Annotated in this window: 10 protein-coding genes; all 10 read left to right on the top strand. The window is 45.2% G+C overall.

The genetic code is table 11. The features are described 5' to 3' along the window. The first annotated feature begins 61 nt into the window (after positions 1 to 61). The 10 genes from Q0V21_RS19025 (at position 62) to Q0V21_RS18980 (ending at position 14232) form a co-directional block, all read left to right on the top strand. On the top strand, positions 62 to 901 hold the full coding sequence (locus Q0V21_RS19025) for a flagellar hook-basal body protein (RefSeq protein ID WP_024632707.1): 840 nt from the start codon (positions 62 to 64) through the stop codon (positions 899 to 901). 12 nt (positions 902 to 913) lie between these two features. After that, positions 914 to 1135, top strand: a complete 222-nt coding sequence (locus Q0V21_RS19020; protein WP_301880107.1) for a DNA-directed RNA polymerase subunit beta — start codon at positions 914 to 916, stop codon at positions 1133 to 1135. A gap of 483 nt (positions 1136 to 1618) precedes the next feature. Next, positions 1619 to 2050, top strand: a complete 432-nt coding sequence (gene fabZ, locus Q0V21_RS19015; RefSeq protein ID WP_024632705.1) for a 3-hydroxyacyl-ACP dehydratase FabZ — start codon at positions 1619 to 1621, stop codon at positions 2048 to 2050. Between the two features lie 57 nt (positions 2051 to 2107). After that, a complete protein-coding gene (locus Q0V21_RS19010) occupies positions 2108 to 3829 on the top strand; it encodes a phospho-sugar mutase (RefSeq protein ID WP_024632704.1) in 1722 nt (573 codons plus the stop codon). A gap of 239 nt (positions 3830 to 4068) precedes the next feature. After that, positions 4069 to 6090 (top strand): DUF5693 family protein, encoded by a 2022-nt coding sequence (locus tag Q0V21_RS19005; RefSeq protein ID WP_301880106.1) that lies wholly within the window; start codon positions 4069 to 4071, stop codon positions 6088 to 6090. Next, positions 6066 to 7313, top strand: coding sequence for a polysaccharide pyruvyl transferase CsaB (gene csaB / locus Q0V21_RS19000; RefSeq protein ID WP_301880105.1), 1248 nt, complete (start codon positions 6066 to 6068; stop codon positions 7311 to 7313). Before Q0V21_RS19005 ends, csaB begins: the two co-directional genes overlap by 25 nt. 6 nt (positions 7314 to 7319) lie before the next feature. Beyond that, entirely contained in the window at positions 7320 to 8078 is a 759-nt protein-coding gene (locus tag Q0V21_RS18995) for a WecB/TagA/CpsF family glycosyltransferase (RefSeq protein WP_079350337.1), read from the top strand. A 407-nt stretch (positions 8079 to 8485) separates the two neighbouring features. Then, positions 8486 to 9613: a glycosyltransferase family 4 protein gene (locus Q0V21_RS18990; RefSeq protein ID WP_285075797.1), complete on the top strand. Its 1128-nt coding sequence runs from the start codon at positions 8486 to 8488 to the stop codon at positions 9611 to 9613. Between the two features lie 166 nt (positions 9614 to 9779). Then, the gene (locus Q0V21_RS18985) at positions 9780 to 13685 is read left to right on the top strand and encodes an S-layer homology domain-containing protein (protein WP_301880104.1); all 3906 of its coding nucleotides are present in this window, start codon (positions 9780 to 9782) and stop codon (positions 13683 to 13685) included. 205 nt (positions 13686 to 13890) lie between these two features. After that, the gene (locus Q0V21_RS18980) at positions 13891 to 14232 is read left to right on the top strand and encodes a hypothetical protein (protein ID WP_076332560.1); all 342 of its coding nucleotides are present in this window, start codon (positions 13891 to 13893) and stop codon (positions 14230 to 14232) included. Positions 14233 to 14551: the final 319 nt, after the last annotated feature.

Genomic DNA, 14551 nt, shown 5'->3' with positions numbered 1-14551 from the left:
CTGGGGCCCTCCCTACCAGGGAGTGTTTGGGAGGGTAGAACCAGGGGAGGGTAACCACCGAATGAATAATTCCATGATTAGTGCAATGGTCTCCATGACCGGAATACAGCAGCGTCTGGATGTCATTTCCGATAATATTGCCAACGTGAATACGGCAGGCTATAAGAGTAAGCAAGCAGCCTTCGAGGATGTACTGACCCGAGTGCAGCAGCAGCCGGATAAGTATAAGCTGGATGGACGCTCAACCCCAATGGGATATAATCTCGGGTTTGGCGTACGTTTAGCGGATGTGACAAAGGATATGACTCAAGGTACGCTCAATGAGACAGGCAACCCTACCGATCTGGCGATTGAAGGCAATGCGATGTTTGCCGTTGAAGCAAATGGTGAGAAAATGTGGACGCGTCAAGGCGCATTCCATTTTGTCCCTGATACAAGACCCAAAACGAATCCCAATGCACCAGACATGATGGTATTGGTCAATGGGGAAGGCCATTTTGCATTGGATCGTCAAGGTAATCGCATTACGGCACCGAATAACAGCAAGGTTGCTTTTGATGAAAAAGGCAATCTGTTGATCCGTCGTGGCAATGAAGCCAATGCAACGATTGGTGCCCAACTGCAACTCGTTGATATCGAGCGCCCGGAAGGGCTTGTGCAGTATGCAGATAACTTGTTTGGTCTGGATGCTGGTCTAACCGAAAATGATGTATTTGGAGCCAATGCTGCTACACGTGAAGCGACAGCTATGATTCGTGCAGGCTACATTGAACAATCCAACGTGGACTTGACCCAGGAGATGGCTTTGCTGATGCAAGGACAGCGAACTTACCAACTGGCGGCACGTGCGTTAACATCCAGTGATTCCATGGCGGGTCTCGCCAACAATATGAGAGCATAAAAGGTGAATGTGATGACAGATACACAGCAGCAGAACAGCAAGCCGGATAAGACGAAAGTCAAGAAGAAGAGTGGATGGCGCATCGCAAGATGGTTTCTGGTTCCGGTCCTGCTTGTTCTTGCCCTCGCTGGCGGATTGGTGGCTGGCTACGTGGTACTGGGCAAACAGGATATCGGTTCCGTATTGCAGTGGAGTACATGGGAACATGTATATGATTTGGTGTTCGCTCCGTAGATGAACGATATATGCGAAACTCCTGCGCAGGCAGGAGTTTTCTTTTTGGCGTTGAAAACAGTATAATGATGGATGACGTTTCACAGCAAAAGAGGCCTCCCCTGCGAAAGACTTTCGTCATCGCGAAGAGAGACCCCTTATCTCAACCTTCACTACTGCAGTCATGAAGGATATAACTAGTGTTAACTGAAAATATGCTTTTCATACACAATTAAATGAAAACCACATTTATATGAGCATCGACTTGATCATGTTGGGGTTGACGGCTTCCGCACTAAAGTAAGTGGAGGGGACGGAATCGTTCAGAAGAAGCGAAGCGCTCGCCTTTGTCACCGAATTTTAGACCACTCTAAAATGTATCAGAAAATTCGGGGACAACAGCGATCGAAAGAACGATCCGTAACCGTAACGACCGCTATTGCGCTTGACGTCAGTCCATGATGGAGAATTCTCATATAAATGACCCTGAGAGGAGATTACACTGTGCTCGACATCAAACAGATTCAAGAAATTATTCCGCACCGTCCCCCATTTTTGCTGGTGGACAAGATTGTAGAGTTAGAGGATGGCAAACGTGCCGTTGGATTAAAAAATGTAACCATTAACGAACCTTTCTTCATTGGTCATTTTCCAGAGTATCCGGTTATGCCGGGTGTGTTGATTACAGAAGCACTGGCACAAGTTGGTGCAGTAGCCATTCTTAATCTGGAAGGCAACAAAGGCAAAATCGGCTTTTTGGCGGGACTGGATAATTTCCGTTTCCGTGGACAAGTTGTGCCTGGAGATACGTTGATGCTGGAAGTGGAAATTACGCGTCTTAAAGGTTCCATTGGTAAAGGCAAAGCTACAGCCAGAGTGGGCGACAAAGTGGTAGCTGAAGGCGAGATCATGTTCGCACTGTCTGACCCAAGCTAATGATTGTATAGTTCAGAACTCAATTGAATTTTATATAGAAGGAAGGGGTTTGCAGGAATGGAACAGTTAAGCGGAACAGCAGCACAAACATTGCAGCAGTGGTTGGAGGATGCTTCGATTGATGAAGCGACGAAACAGGAGCTTCGTGATTTGCAGGATCAGCCGAAAGAGCTGGAAGATCGTTTCTACAGAAATCTGGAGTTTGGTACAGGTGGATTGCGTGGTGTAATTGGAGCGGGAAGCAACCGGATGAATCGTTATACCGTGGGTCGTGCAACGCAAGGGTTTGCGCGTTATTTGCTGGAGCAACATGGCGACAAAGAAGGTAAGCCTTCTGTAGTGATCGCACATGACTCCCGTCATTTCTCACCTGAGTTCACACTGGATGCGGCCCTGGTTCTGGCTGGGAATGGCATTGTAGCTAAGCTGTTTACTTCCCTGCGTCCTACGCCTCAGCTTTCCTTCAGTGTACGTCATCTGCAAGCAACCGGCGGTATTGTGGTGACGGCAAGTCATAATCCTCCTGAATACAATGGCTACAAAGTGTACAACCATGAGGGTGGCCAACTGGTACCGCACGAAGCGGAGAAAGTCATCCAATACATTCAGGAAGTTCCTTCCCTCGCGGATGTGAAAAAGCTGACGCAAGAAGAAGCCGAAGCCCAAGGATTGCTCGTATGGCTTGGAGAAGAGGAAGATCAGGCATTTGTTGATACAGTTGCCAGCCTGAGTCTCAGTCGTGATCTGATTCAATCCGGCGTCGGCCGTGATTTCAAAATCGTCTTCACTCCTCTGCACGGAACAGGAAATGTGCCTGTAAGACGTGTGTTGGAACAAATCGGTTTCGAGCAGGTTCACATTGTAGCAGAACAAGAACAACCAGACGCTGAATTTTCAACTGTGAAATCCCCTAACCCGGAAGAACGCGAAGCGTTCACACTCGCAATGAAGCTGGGTGAATCCGTGGGTGCGGACATTCTGATCGGTACAGATCCGGATGCAGACCGCATGGGTGCGGTAGTTAAAAATAATGATGGCAAGTATTTCGTACTCTCAGGTAACCAATCCGGAGCCATCATGGTGCATTATGTGTTAAGCCGCTTGCAAGAGACGGGTAAACTACCTAAAAACAGCGCGGTTGTCAAAACGATTGTAACCAGCGAGATGGGAGCGGTCATTGCCGAGCATTACGGTGCAGAAGTGATGAACACCCTGACAGGCTTCAAATATATCGGTGAAAAAATGAACCAGTTCGAAGCAACCGGCAGTCATACGTTCTTGTTCGGTTATGAAGAAAGCTATGGCTACCTGGCAGGCAGCTACGCACGTGACAAGGATGCTGTCCTGGCGGCGATGCTGATTGCTGAAGCAGCTGCTTATTATAAAAACCAAGGCAAAACTCTCTATGATGTCCTGCAAGAGCTGTACAGCCAATTCGGATATTTTCTGGAGAAGTTGGAGTCCCGTACGCTGAAAGGCAAGGATGGCGTAGCTCAAATTCAGGCGAAAATGACCGACTGGCGTTCCAATCCGCCACAAGAAGTAGCCGGTATCGCTGTACAAGATGTGCTGGATTACTCCCTTGGCTTGGATGGCTTGCCTAAAGAGAACGTTCTGAAATATATTTTGGCAGACGGATCATGGTTCTGCCTGCGTCCTTCGGGAACAGAACCGAAGATTAAAGTGTACTTCGCCGTGCGTGGAGAGAGCTTGGAAGACGCGGAAAGCCGTATCGAACGTCTGGCAACTACAGTGATGACGCGTGTAGACGCACAATAAATACGAATGCAGTACTGAGCAAGAACATGAGAAAGCCTCTCCGCACCGTAAGGTTGGTTGGCGGAGGGGCTTTTCTTTTAGGTAAAAAGGGTGAATGTCTATGTCTATTTTGGATGAATTGCGGATAGATGCACGTTGGTTAACACAAGCTGTGTTTATCCGGTATTTATTCACTATATTGCAATGAAAATCATGAGCTGAACGTGTATTTGGTTCCAACACTTGAGGAGGTACATGTAGTGCGTCAAAAATGGCTTTATTGGAATACCGCTTCCCGGAAGTGGCTGTGGATTGTTGTCATTATCGGTTTGATTGCTTCCATCCCTGTCATCAGTGATCGGGTGCAGACGGAATCTTCCGCCAAAAAGGTGGAGCTTGTCTTCAATTATCGGGGTCTATTGGATATTTCGGCTTATCAGGCCCATCCGCAAGACTTCATGAATGAGCAGCTGACTCGTTTGAAAGATGCCGGAGTGACAACCATGGCGGTGTTCGAAAGTACACTGGATGAGTTGAAGAAGTCCCGCCGTCTGATGGTGTATAACGGGCAGGATATTGCGAATATGACTAAAAATGTCATTCCTTCTAACGATAATTACACGTATGTGCTGTTCACCAACGAGGAAAATGCACAAACGTATACTCCTATCATTGAACAAACGTTCGCCGATCGGGAGATTCCTGTGGTTCCATGGGAATATGAAGGTCGTAGCGGCTTAATATTGCAGACTCCACCGGAGAATGCGAACATGCAGCCTTTGCAGCCAGATCCAGTTGCCGTGAAGATGCTGCGTGATAAAGGATTTTACATTTTGCCGCGGATTTCAGACAGCGTTCCTTACAATCAGGAATCCATGGAACGCCTGCTTACCTTCTTCGAAGAGAATGGGGTAAAGCGCATCTTGTTTGATGGCGATGCTGTGAAAGGGTACAATGATAATGCAGAGATGAAGAGTCTCGATATGTTCGCTCAGTTGCTGAATAAGCACCATATTGGTCTGGCGGCTATTGAGAATTTGAAGAAACCACAATCCGGTTTTGAGACTCTCTCCTATAAAATTGACTACAATGTAACTCGTCTGTACTCCTTAAGTGACGGGGACGCCAATCTGGATGTAGACACTATTGCTGACCGTTTTGTTTTGGCTACCAAAGACCGCAACATTCGTATGCTCTATATGAATGCTTCGCCAAGTCGGAATACAGCCAAAGCCATGATCACCAATCCAATTGATAATCTAATCAATAGTTTGGGTGAACCTGGTCATGCGATTGAACGTATGGGGAAACATGGCTACGAACTGGGACAAGCTGAAGCGTTCACGGTTAAAGATTCTTCCATTCAGCGTTATGCCAAGCTGGTTGCCCTGATTGGTGCAATCGCAATGATTACGATTATGGTTTCCTATTTTGTACCACTGCTTACATTGCTGGTATTTGCTCTGGCTCTGGTGGGTAGTGCCGGTTTATTCTTGCTCAAACCGACGTTGCTGGAGCAAGGAATTGCCTTGCTGGTCGCAATTAGCGCGCCAACCATTGCGATGGTGCTCGCGGTTCGTACAGTGAACTATCAGCAACAGCGTCAGCCTGACGCTTCAGCGGGTCGTCGATTGGCACAAACGATATTCTTATATGTAAGAACGTCGATTCTTTCGTTCCTGGCGGTGCCTTTTGTCATCGCATTGCTGAACAGCATTACGTACAGTCTGGTGATCAACCAGTTCCGAGGCGTGAGCCTGTTACACTTTGCACCGATGGGGCTTGTTGCGATTTATATTTTGTTTTACCGTGGTTCGGGTACGTTCTCCATTAAACAAATTAAGGAGATTCTGCGTACACCGATTAACGTATTAATGGTTGTATTGGCATTGGTTGCTGCTGTGGTTGGATACTATTATTTGAGCCGTACAGGCAACTCGGGTTCGGTTACACCATTCGAGATGTTCCTGCGTACAACACTGGAAGATACATTCGGCGTGCGGCCAAGATTCAAAGAATTTATGCTGGGACACCCGCTGTTTATCGTTGGCGTGTTCGCCGCTTTAAAATATCGTAAAGTCATCTTTGTGCTCATTATTGCAGCAATTGGACAATTGTCCATGGTGGATACGTTCGCGCATATCCATACGCCAGCTGTATTGTCACTCATTCGTGGAGTGATGGGATTGGGACTTGGCTTAATCTTCGGTATCGTTGCTGTGGGTGTGTGGCAAGTAGCGGAAGGATGTTGGAAAAAATGGTCACCACTTCTCAAAAGTTAGTCATCTCGGGATATTACGGATTCAACAACAGCGGAGACGAAGCGGTACTTAAGTCAATCTTGACCGCGCTGGAAGAGGAGAGCCACAGATCGAACGTCACGATTGAGCCGATTGTGCTCTCCGGTGACCCGGAGTCGACCACTTCAATGTACGGTGTACGTTCAGTACATCGGATGAAGTTGAAGGAGGTTCGCGAAGCGATCAAGGAAAGTGATGGTTTAATTAGCGGAGGAGGAAGTCTGCTGCAGGATGCAACCGGACTGAAATCCATCCCTTACTACTTGGGTGTCATCAAACTGGCCCAATGGTTGAAAAAGCCAACATTTATCTATGCGCAGGGTATTGGACCTGTAAATCGCAAAATTTTTAATCCAATGATTCGTTCGGTCTTCAAGGCCTGCAATTATGTATCTGTGCGTGATGAACAATCCGCTGAATATTTGCGTGGGCTCGGATTGCAGTGGAATCAGATTCATGTGGTCCCTGACCCGGTGATGGGTCTGCCACTGCCTGAGGCTAAAACGGAAGATGCAAGTTCTGTGAAACCGAATATCGAACTTTCAAACTCAGCTGAAACTCCTTTTGAAGAATCATCTGAAAAATCTACTGAGCAAACAACTTCTACCGAGAAGATCGTGGTTAATGCTAAGGGAGCAAGCGTTCATACTAAACTCCCGGTGATCGGCATTTCCGTGCGTTTCTGGGAATCGGATCGTAAAGAGCTCACAGCCATTGCTGCTGGTTTGAAGAAGCTATGCTCCAAAAAGGCCGTTCACTTGCGCTTTATGCCATTTCACTTGCCTAATGATGAACAGGCTTCACGTTTTGTCATGGAAATGCTCGGTGATTTGGGTAACAAGGGCAGCGAAGTTAGCATTACCAAGGATCTCACTGATCCACAGCTAATGCTGCAGGAAGTCAGTAATTGTGATGTCGTTATCGGCATGCGTCTGCACAGTCTGATCTATGCAGCTTCACAGTATGTCCCACCCGTTGGTATCTCGTATGATCCGAAGATCGATCAGTTCATGCTGCGTTTGGATAGTGAATCCGTGGGCAGTACAGAAGCGCTGGATGCGGATAAACTGGCGAAAACGGTGGCTCACCTGTTGGATCAGCGTTCACAGTGGTTGAAGGAACATGAAGAAAGCATTACCGAATTGAAGCAGGAGGCCAGAGTGCCTGCACAGCAAATTATTAAATATTTAGGCCGCAAAGGGTGAAATAAGATGAATCAGACCGGACCAATACCTACCGTTTCGATCTATGGTATTCCTTTTTCCAAATTAACGATGAAAGAAACGGTGGAGGTTCTACGCCAAGCAGTGCTCACGAAGCAGCCGCACCAAGTCATCACAGCTAATCCGATCATGGTCATGGCCGCGCTGGAGAATCCGGCAATGATGAAGGTTATGCAGTCTGCTGAAATGATTGTTCCCGATGGAACAGGCGTTGTATGGGCTGCCAATTATTGTGGGGAGCCTGTGGCAGAACGGGTGCCTGGATTTGAGCTTTTACATGAATTGCTGCGTGTTGGAGAAAACTATCGGTGGGGCGTGTATCTGCTCGGTTCCACACCCGACGTGATTCAAGAAACGGCAGTTCGGTTACAAGAGCAATATCCGGCGATTCGAATTGTAGGTTATCGTGACGGTTATTTTGGTCCGGCTGAGGACGAGCAGGTTGTCGCTTCCATCCGTGAAGCTGCACCTGATCTTCTGTTTGTTGCACGTGGGGCAGATACGCAGGAACCGTGGATTCACAAGTACAAAGACGTGCTTCAAATTCCCGTTACCATGGGGGTTGGAGGCAGCTTTGATGTGATATCGGGGAGAACCAAACGTGCACCTAAAGTGTTCCAAAAGTTAAGACTGGAATGGTTTTACCGTCTGCTTCGCGAACCTAGCCGGGCTGGCCGAATGCTTGCACTTCCGAAATTCGCCATCAAAGTGATGCGGGACAAAGAAAACGTGACTAAAGTCCGTTAAAATTAGGCTATTACGCGTAAAATGCACGTTTTTGCTAAAAATTGAGGTTGGCATTTCGGCTGTGATCAGCGTATAATTCATTCCGGATTACATGTGTCGTACTGCTTGAATTAAAACGTTACACTGAGCAACTACGATAGCAAGGCAACCTTTCGATCGCTGTTATCCCCAGATTTCTTTTATTACCCTTTTATGAGGGTGAAATCAGGTGATAGCGTATGCTTTCGAAGTAGCTTTCTTTCAGAAAGCTTTCAGGCGAACGCTTCGCTTCTACAGGTTTTCCTTGCCCTCTTCGTTATCGTGTAACAAGTTTTCAAAAATGACTAACAAAACATTTTTATATATAAAAAGAGATCAGGGGATTTATAATTTCTTACAGGTATTATAATTGGGGGTCGAATGTTCAAATGGTAGCGATCTTTATCATTGGATTTATCGTGTCAATGGGACTGGCTCTTGCCCTGACACCACTTGTCAAAAAGTTCGCAGTCAGAATTGGAGCAATGGATACGCCGAATGCGCGTAAAGTGCACACTCGGATTATGCCGCGTCTTGGTGGTTTAGGAATTTTCCTGGCCTTTATTATTACGGTTGCTGCGTTGCTTCCTTTTGTGTCATCATGGTTTACTACAAGAGATATGAGCTTTGTCAGTGCTTTTCTGATTGGTGGCTCGATCATCGTACTGATTGGTGCGTTGGATGATCGTTTTGAACTGTCAGCCAAAGTGAAGCTGCTTGGACAAATTATAGCTGCTGCTGTAGTCGTATTCGGATTCAATATTCGCGTAGACTTCGTCAACATTCCTTTTCAGGATGCATACTCTTCATTGGAAGCTTGGGTGTCTATTCCGCTGACGATCCTCTGGATTGTTGGTGTAACAAATGCGATTAACCTGATTGATGGTCTGGATGGTCTGGCCGCCGGTGTATCCGGTATTGCCATTGGTACCATTGCTGTGATGTCCTTCCTGATGGGTAATATGATGATTGCCTTGATGTGCCTTGTGCTTCTCGGTAGTATTGTTGGATTCTTGTTCTTCAACTTCCACCCAGCCAAGATCTTCATGGGGGATACGGGATCGCTATTCCTTGGTTTCTCTCTGGCAATGCTATCCATGCTTGGTTTCAAACAAATTGCTGTCGTATCCTTTATTACACCGCTGATCATTATTGGTGTGCCGCTCTCGGATACCTTCTTCGCGATCATTCGTCGTGCGGTACAACGGAAACCGATTTTCTCACCGGATAAAGGCCACTTGCATCACTGCCTGCGTGAGCTTGGATTCAGTCATCGTCAAACGGTGCTGATCATCTACGGTATTGCCGCATTCTTCGGTGTACTGGCAATTATCCAATCTTCCGCTGCGATGTTCGAAGCCAACTGGGTAACATTCGTCGTGATCTGTATCATGATGTTCTTCCTCCAGGTCGGAGCAGAAGTCATCGGACTTGTAAGCAAAACCAGAAGGCCTGTTATTAACTTCCTGATGCGAATGCGTGTTAAGATGAACCCGGAAACCCGCTCGAAATCCTAAATAGAAACGCTCGTTTACTGATCTTATTGAATATTCTTTCAGACCCAACTCTTGTCCCTCGTGGACAAGGGTTTTTTTGTTTATTTTGCTGTTTTTACTAAATAATTGGAACCTTTCGACCGATATATAACGGTAACTGACTTAAAAAGAGGAGAGATGATACGTAATGCAACAAAAGAAACGGCCGTTGGCATGGATCATGTTGGTCGCTATGGTATTCTCATTGTTCCCACAAGGTCTATTCGGTGGTTCCGTTGCTTCGGCTGCCAACGCACAGACTACCTATTTTACACCAGACAATACTCTGATTAGTAACACATCTGATCTTAATTTGGATGATTCAGCTAATACGAGATTTCTGTCCCGGTCTTTGGCTTATCAAACGACTTCAGGGACAATTACAATAACAGGTGCTTATGCATTTGTATCAAAAGATACGATGCGGGTTAAAGTGGAGCAACTAAACTCCGTTGTAGAAGGCAATAAGACAAAATGGGAGCCAGATGCCACACGTTCCAATACAAGCACAGTTACTGCAAGCACCGCGGGTAATAATAAATTTTCCGCCAACAATCTTACTCTGTTCCCCGGGTTCAATCGGATCACGTTCTACGGTAGTCAAGGTTCAGTAGAGCGTTCAGATACGTTCTATGTACTCTATGATCAGGTTCCTTTTATTCAAGATTTTAAAATTTTCACTGATCCAAGCACGGGTTCTAACACATCGTATGGTCTAAATGAAGGATCGCAGACCGTTGTAAATACACAGTTCGTATCTGTTCAAGGTAAAGTGCAAAATGCGAATAAGGTCACCGTTTCTCTGAATGGAGAAGAAGAGCTTGATTCCTCTTTGCTTCAGAACGGGACATTTTTCACACCACAATTGAAGCTGAAGGCCGGATTGAACAATTTGAAATTTAAGATTGCGAATGGCTCAGATTCAGTGATTACCGAGCGTGCCGTCTATTATTATGACAAGGATCAGCCGTTCTCTACCCTCAACGTGATGTTAAGTACGACAGACAGTAAGTCCGTTCTGGATAATATACCAACGTTCTCTACAACAGCTGCACAAGCACAACTTGAAGTACAAGTGGTGTTGCCATACGCGGCAAGCAACAGCACATTCAAGGACGTGGGCTCGTTCACAGTGAACGGAACGACCATGACCTTTATTGATCCAACAGAAATTATTATTCCAGGTCCAGACGGATCTACACCGGAATATCGTATAGTAACGTTCACAACAACCAATGCATATCCGTTACAAACAGATGGAGCAACACCAGCAGTAATTCTCAAGAATCAAACGGTCAACGCTGTTGTTGGGTTTGGCAACTTCAGTTCCGGTTATCAAGGGAAGTTCATTTATGCTCCAGGGGTAAAAGCGATTACGAACATGTACTACCTTCCGGATTACAATGGTGGTGCAGTGACGAATAAAGTTGCTTTGAATAATGCACAGATTGACAAAGAAAGCTTTTATATTATGGTGGAATCCAGTCAGGATATTGGAGCAGAAGTGCCAATCGGAGAATATTTGCCTACGGGTGCAACGAAATTAACCATTGAGGCGCCTGTGTTTACAACTCCCCCTACGCTGACATCCAAGCAAGCTGTCTATTTGGTGAAAAATTTGGCCAATGGTACGCAAAAGATTCGTTTTTATTATTCAACGCCAGACCCATCGTATGATGTGACTGTATCATATTCATCTAAAAGTTATATTTATGTAGCTAACTTGTATGATGGACAGACCTATTCATTCAATTCTAAAGTAACGCAAACATTGAAGGTAGATGGTGAGTTTGTAGGATTTAGTACATTGCAATCTCCTCAATTTGTTGGCCAGTTATTGGTCAATGGTGTGAACACAACTGTTACAGGTTTTCCTGGAACAACAGATGGAAAGTTTTCTTTCGCACTTCAGATTGGCGGTACGAATGGTAATCTTGTGTACGGTGAAAATACAATTACCATTACAGGTACGGATAAGGACGGCGCTGGAAAGACGAAAGTAATCGAGAAAAAATTAAGGATTTATATCTCGGATAGTAATGTTTCCAATATTGATAAATTCATGCCGGTTCCTGTTCCGACGGATACTCGTCAGGATTTTACCAAGGCAGATGTTAGTCAGTATACACCTGAGGAAATGTCCAATATTTTTAAAGTTACAACGGACTTTATCATTAGGGACGGCAAATACGTAACGAGTGAAGAGAGATATGATCTGGTATTCAAAGGTGGCGGTGCACAGATCGCTAACTTGTACTTCGGTTCTAAGTTGATCTATACGTATAATCCAATGCCAGTCACAGATACAGCGGATACCAATAAGCAAACTTTAGATAGTCACATTTCTGATTTTGCAGGGAATCAGGATGAATTCATGGTTCGGATTCGTAACTATGTATTTGATACACCTGGCAGCCATGTATACACGTTAGAGTTAATTAACAGTACAGGTGCAAGAACAACACAACGACTTGAGATCGTAAGGGAGCCATCCTCCTATCGCATTCTTTCACCTGTAGCAACTGTAGGTGAGCAGATTGTTGTAAATAAAAACTATGTACACTTTGATATCGAAGCGGAAGGAGCTACGCAAGTTCTGATCGATAAAGAGCCTGCCATCAAACGTCCAGATATGAATGATCGCTTCGTTCTGAATTACGTGGGGTTGAAACAGGATAAGAGCAATGCTATCAAAATTCAGATTATTAGGGATGGCGCTACTATCAACGACACGATTAATGTGTTCTATACGGGCACAGTCGGAACAGATGCACAGTATATGACACCTAAAATTGCCAACAAATATTCGGTATTTAACAAGAAGGTTGAATTAGCCTTCCCTAAAGGCACCATACTTCAATCAGCTGCCAAGTCGAGCAGTGGTGTAGTCAAATTTTATCCTGACAACAAAATTCTGTTTGGTATTGCCGATCCGAAGGATGGCGTGCTTGAACGGAAAAATGACTATGGCTTTAATATCGGACAGGCTGATCCTCGCAGTACGGGAGGACTGACACCAATCACGGTGCCAACCATTTTGACAGAGTTGTTCAACTCGAATCTGACCACAAGTAACTTTGTGCCGATCTCGGAGACGTATTGGATCAACGGCGGAATTGGTGAGCTTGGAGATAAAGGATCGAGTGGGTACAAGCCTGGAACAGATGGTGTGACACCGTACTCGCTGGAAGGGAGCTTTACGCAATATCCAACAGAACGTGTCCTGGTTCCTTCTAACCGGGGAACGTTAACGCTTGCGTATGATCCGACTATTGTTGATGAAGTGGGTTCAACGATTACGGTATTCCGTTACACAGACAAAACCAACATTGGTGAATGGGTACCGATTGGCGGAGTAGTAGACACCAAGAAACATACGATTACAGTTTCCTTTGATGAGTTTGGCTATTACAAAGTTATGAAGCAAAGTAAAAGCTATCAGGATATCACGAATCATCCGTGGGCAAGAAATCTGCTGAATGCATTGTATTCCAAAGGGATCATGAATAACCTGCGTTTCAACGCGTTTGGTTCAGATGATCAGACGACACGCGGAGAATTCGCTACCTTGCTGGTTAAAGGTCTGGATATCCCATTGAACTATACCAATACACAGACCTTTACTGACGTGTCTCCTACAACCAAGAGTGATACGTGGGACTATGCCTCCATTGAAACGGCCGCGAGAGCAGGTATTGTAACAGGTTTGAGCGACGGGTATTTTGGAGTAGAGGACTCGATTACGCGTGAACAGGCTGCGGTGATGATTGCACGGGCAATGAGCAGCAAGCTTGCGGCCAACGATAGCAAATTATCTTCAGCTTTAGCGAAGTCGTTCCAGGATTCCACCTCCATTGAGTACTATGCTCGTCCATCAGTACAGGCAGTAACCAAAGCAAAAATTATGGAAGGTAGCCCTGTGCAGGTCACAGGATCTACCAAAACGTTGTACCAGTTTAATCCTAAAGGGAATTTGACACGTGCAGAAGCAGCCAAGATTGCTGTAGAATTGCTTAAGAAGAGCACGAAGTTATTCCCTAAAACATTGAGTTAATCTAGCATAGTTGAAATGATTTTAGGAAGGACCTGTCCCTTTTGCTAAAAGGGGCGGGTTCTTTTTATGACCAAGGAACATCTTGTATAGAATTCATTTATAATAGAAGAAATCTGTTTTTTACCAATAACTATTTTTGTAATTTGCTAGAGATTAAGATACAATAACGGTAAATACACAATGATCTAGAGGGTGAAGTTAGCTAATGAAACCGATTTATTCGAGAGCCCAATTGGGTTACATGAAGGCAAAGACACAGTTCGAGAAGCAGGCAGTCATTCTGGAGAAAAAGTTGGAAGATACACGTAAGACCGAAGAGATCTCTCAGGAAGTAATGGAAGGACTTGTACAGTCTACCGGCTTCCATGATGCGTATAACAGTCTGGTTCTGGCCGAGAATGAATTGATTGAATGGTCTCACACCACGATGAAGCATGAGAAGACATACCGGGAGAACAGACAGCCAATTGACGATATGTATCTGAGATTGAACAGTGATCCAAATATGCGTGCTCAAATTATTGAGCTGGCGATGAAGATCCGCTAAGTTATAGTCACTGATCCAAGAAGAGGGCCTTGAGGGCTCTCTTTTTTTTATTTTCAATTTTGTAGAATTTGTCGCTTCATCGTGGAAAATAACGGGTATAAATAAACGTTCACATCATTCCTTACACAGGGTGATTTCGAAGAAAACGTCATAAGTACATCCGCATTAAAGGTTTTGAACCCGTTATAGACCCGCACTGTATCAATACATAAATAAATTCAAAACTTTTTTTGGGGAATCCGCAACTTTTTGAAATCTACTGCGTTTAAGATGTAGAGTCGAAAACATTGGGCAACTTACCAAGAATGACCTCGTGAAG

Source organism: Paenibacillus sp. 11B, assembly GCF_030487755.1.
Classification (GTDB): domain Bacteria; phylum Bacillota; class Bacilli; order Paenibacillales; family Paenibacillaceae; genus Paenibacillus; species Paenibacillus vandeheii.
This window is presented reverse-complemented; position numbering and strand designations above follow the sequence as displayed.

What these genes read in the sequence shown, in the direction of transcription:
- Q0V21_RS19025 (WP_024632707.1), top strand. Translation starts at nt 62, where the DNA reads ATGAATAATTCCATGATTAGTGCAATGGTCTCCATGACCGGAATACAG.
- Q0V21_RS19020 (WP_301880107.1), top strand. Translation starts at nt 914, where the DNA reads ATGACAGATACACAGCAGCAGAACAGCAAGCCGGATAAGACGAAAGTC.
- Q0V21_RS19010 (WP_024632704.1), top strand. Translation starts at nt 2,108, where the DNA reads ATGGAACAGTTAAGCGGAACAGCAGCACAAACATTGCAGCAGTGGTTG.
- csaB (WP_301880105.1), top strand. Translation starts at nt 6,066, where the DNA reads ATGGTCACCACTTCTCAAAAGTTAGTCATCTCGGGATATTACGGATTC.
- Q0V21_RS18995 (WP_079350337.1), top strand. Translation starts at nt 7,320, where the DNA reads ATGAATCAGACCGGACCAATACCTACCGTTTCGATCTATGGTATTCCT.
- Q0V21_RS18990 (WP_285075797.1), top strand. Translation starts at nt 8,486, where the DNA reads ATGGTAGCGATCTTTATCATTGGATTTATCGTGTCAATGGGACTGGCT.
- Q0V21_RS18985 (WP_301880104.1), top strand. Translation starts at nt 9,780, where the DNA reads ATGCAACAAAAGAAACGGCCGTTGGCATGGATCATGTTGGTCGCTATG.
- Q0V21_RS18980 (WP_076332560.1), top strand. Translation starts at nt 13,891, where the DNA reads ATGAAACCGATTTATTCGAGAGCCCAATTGGGTTACATGAAGGCAAAG.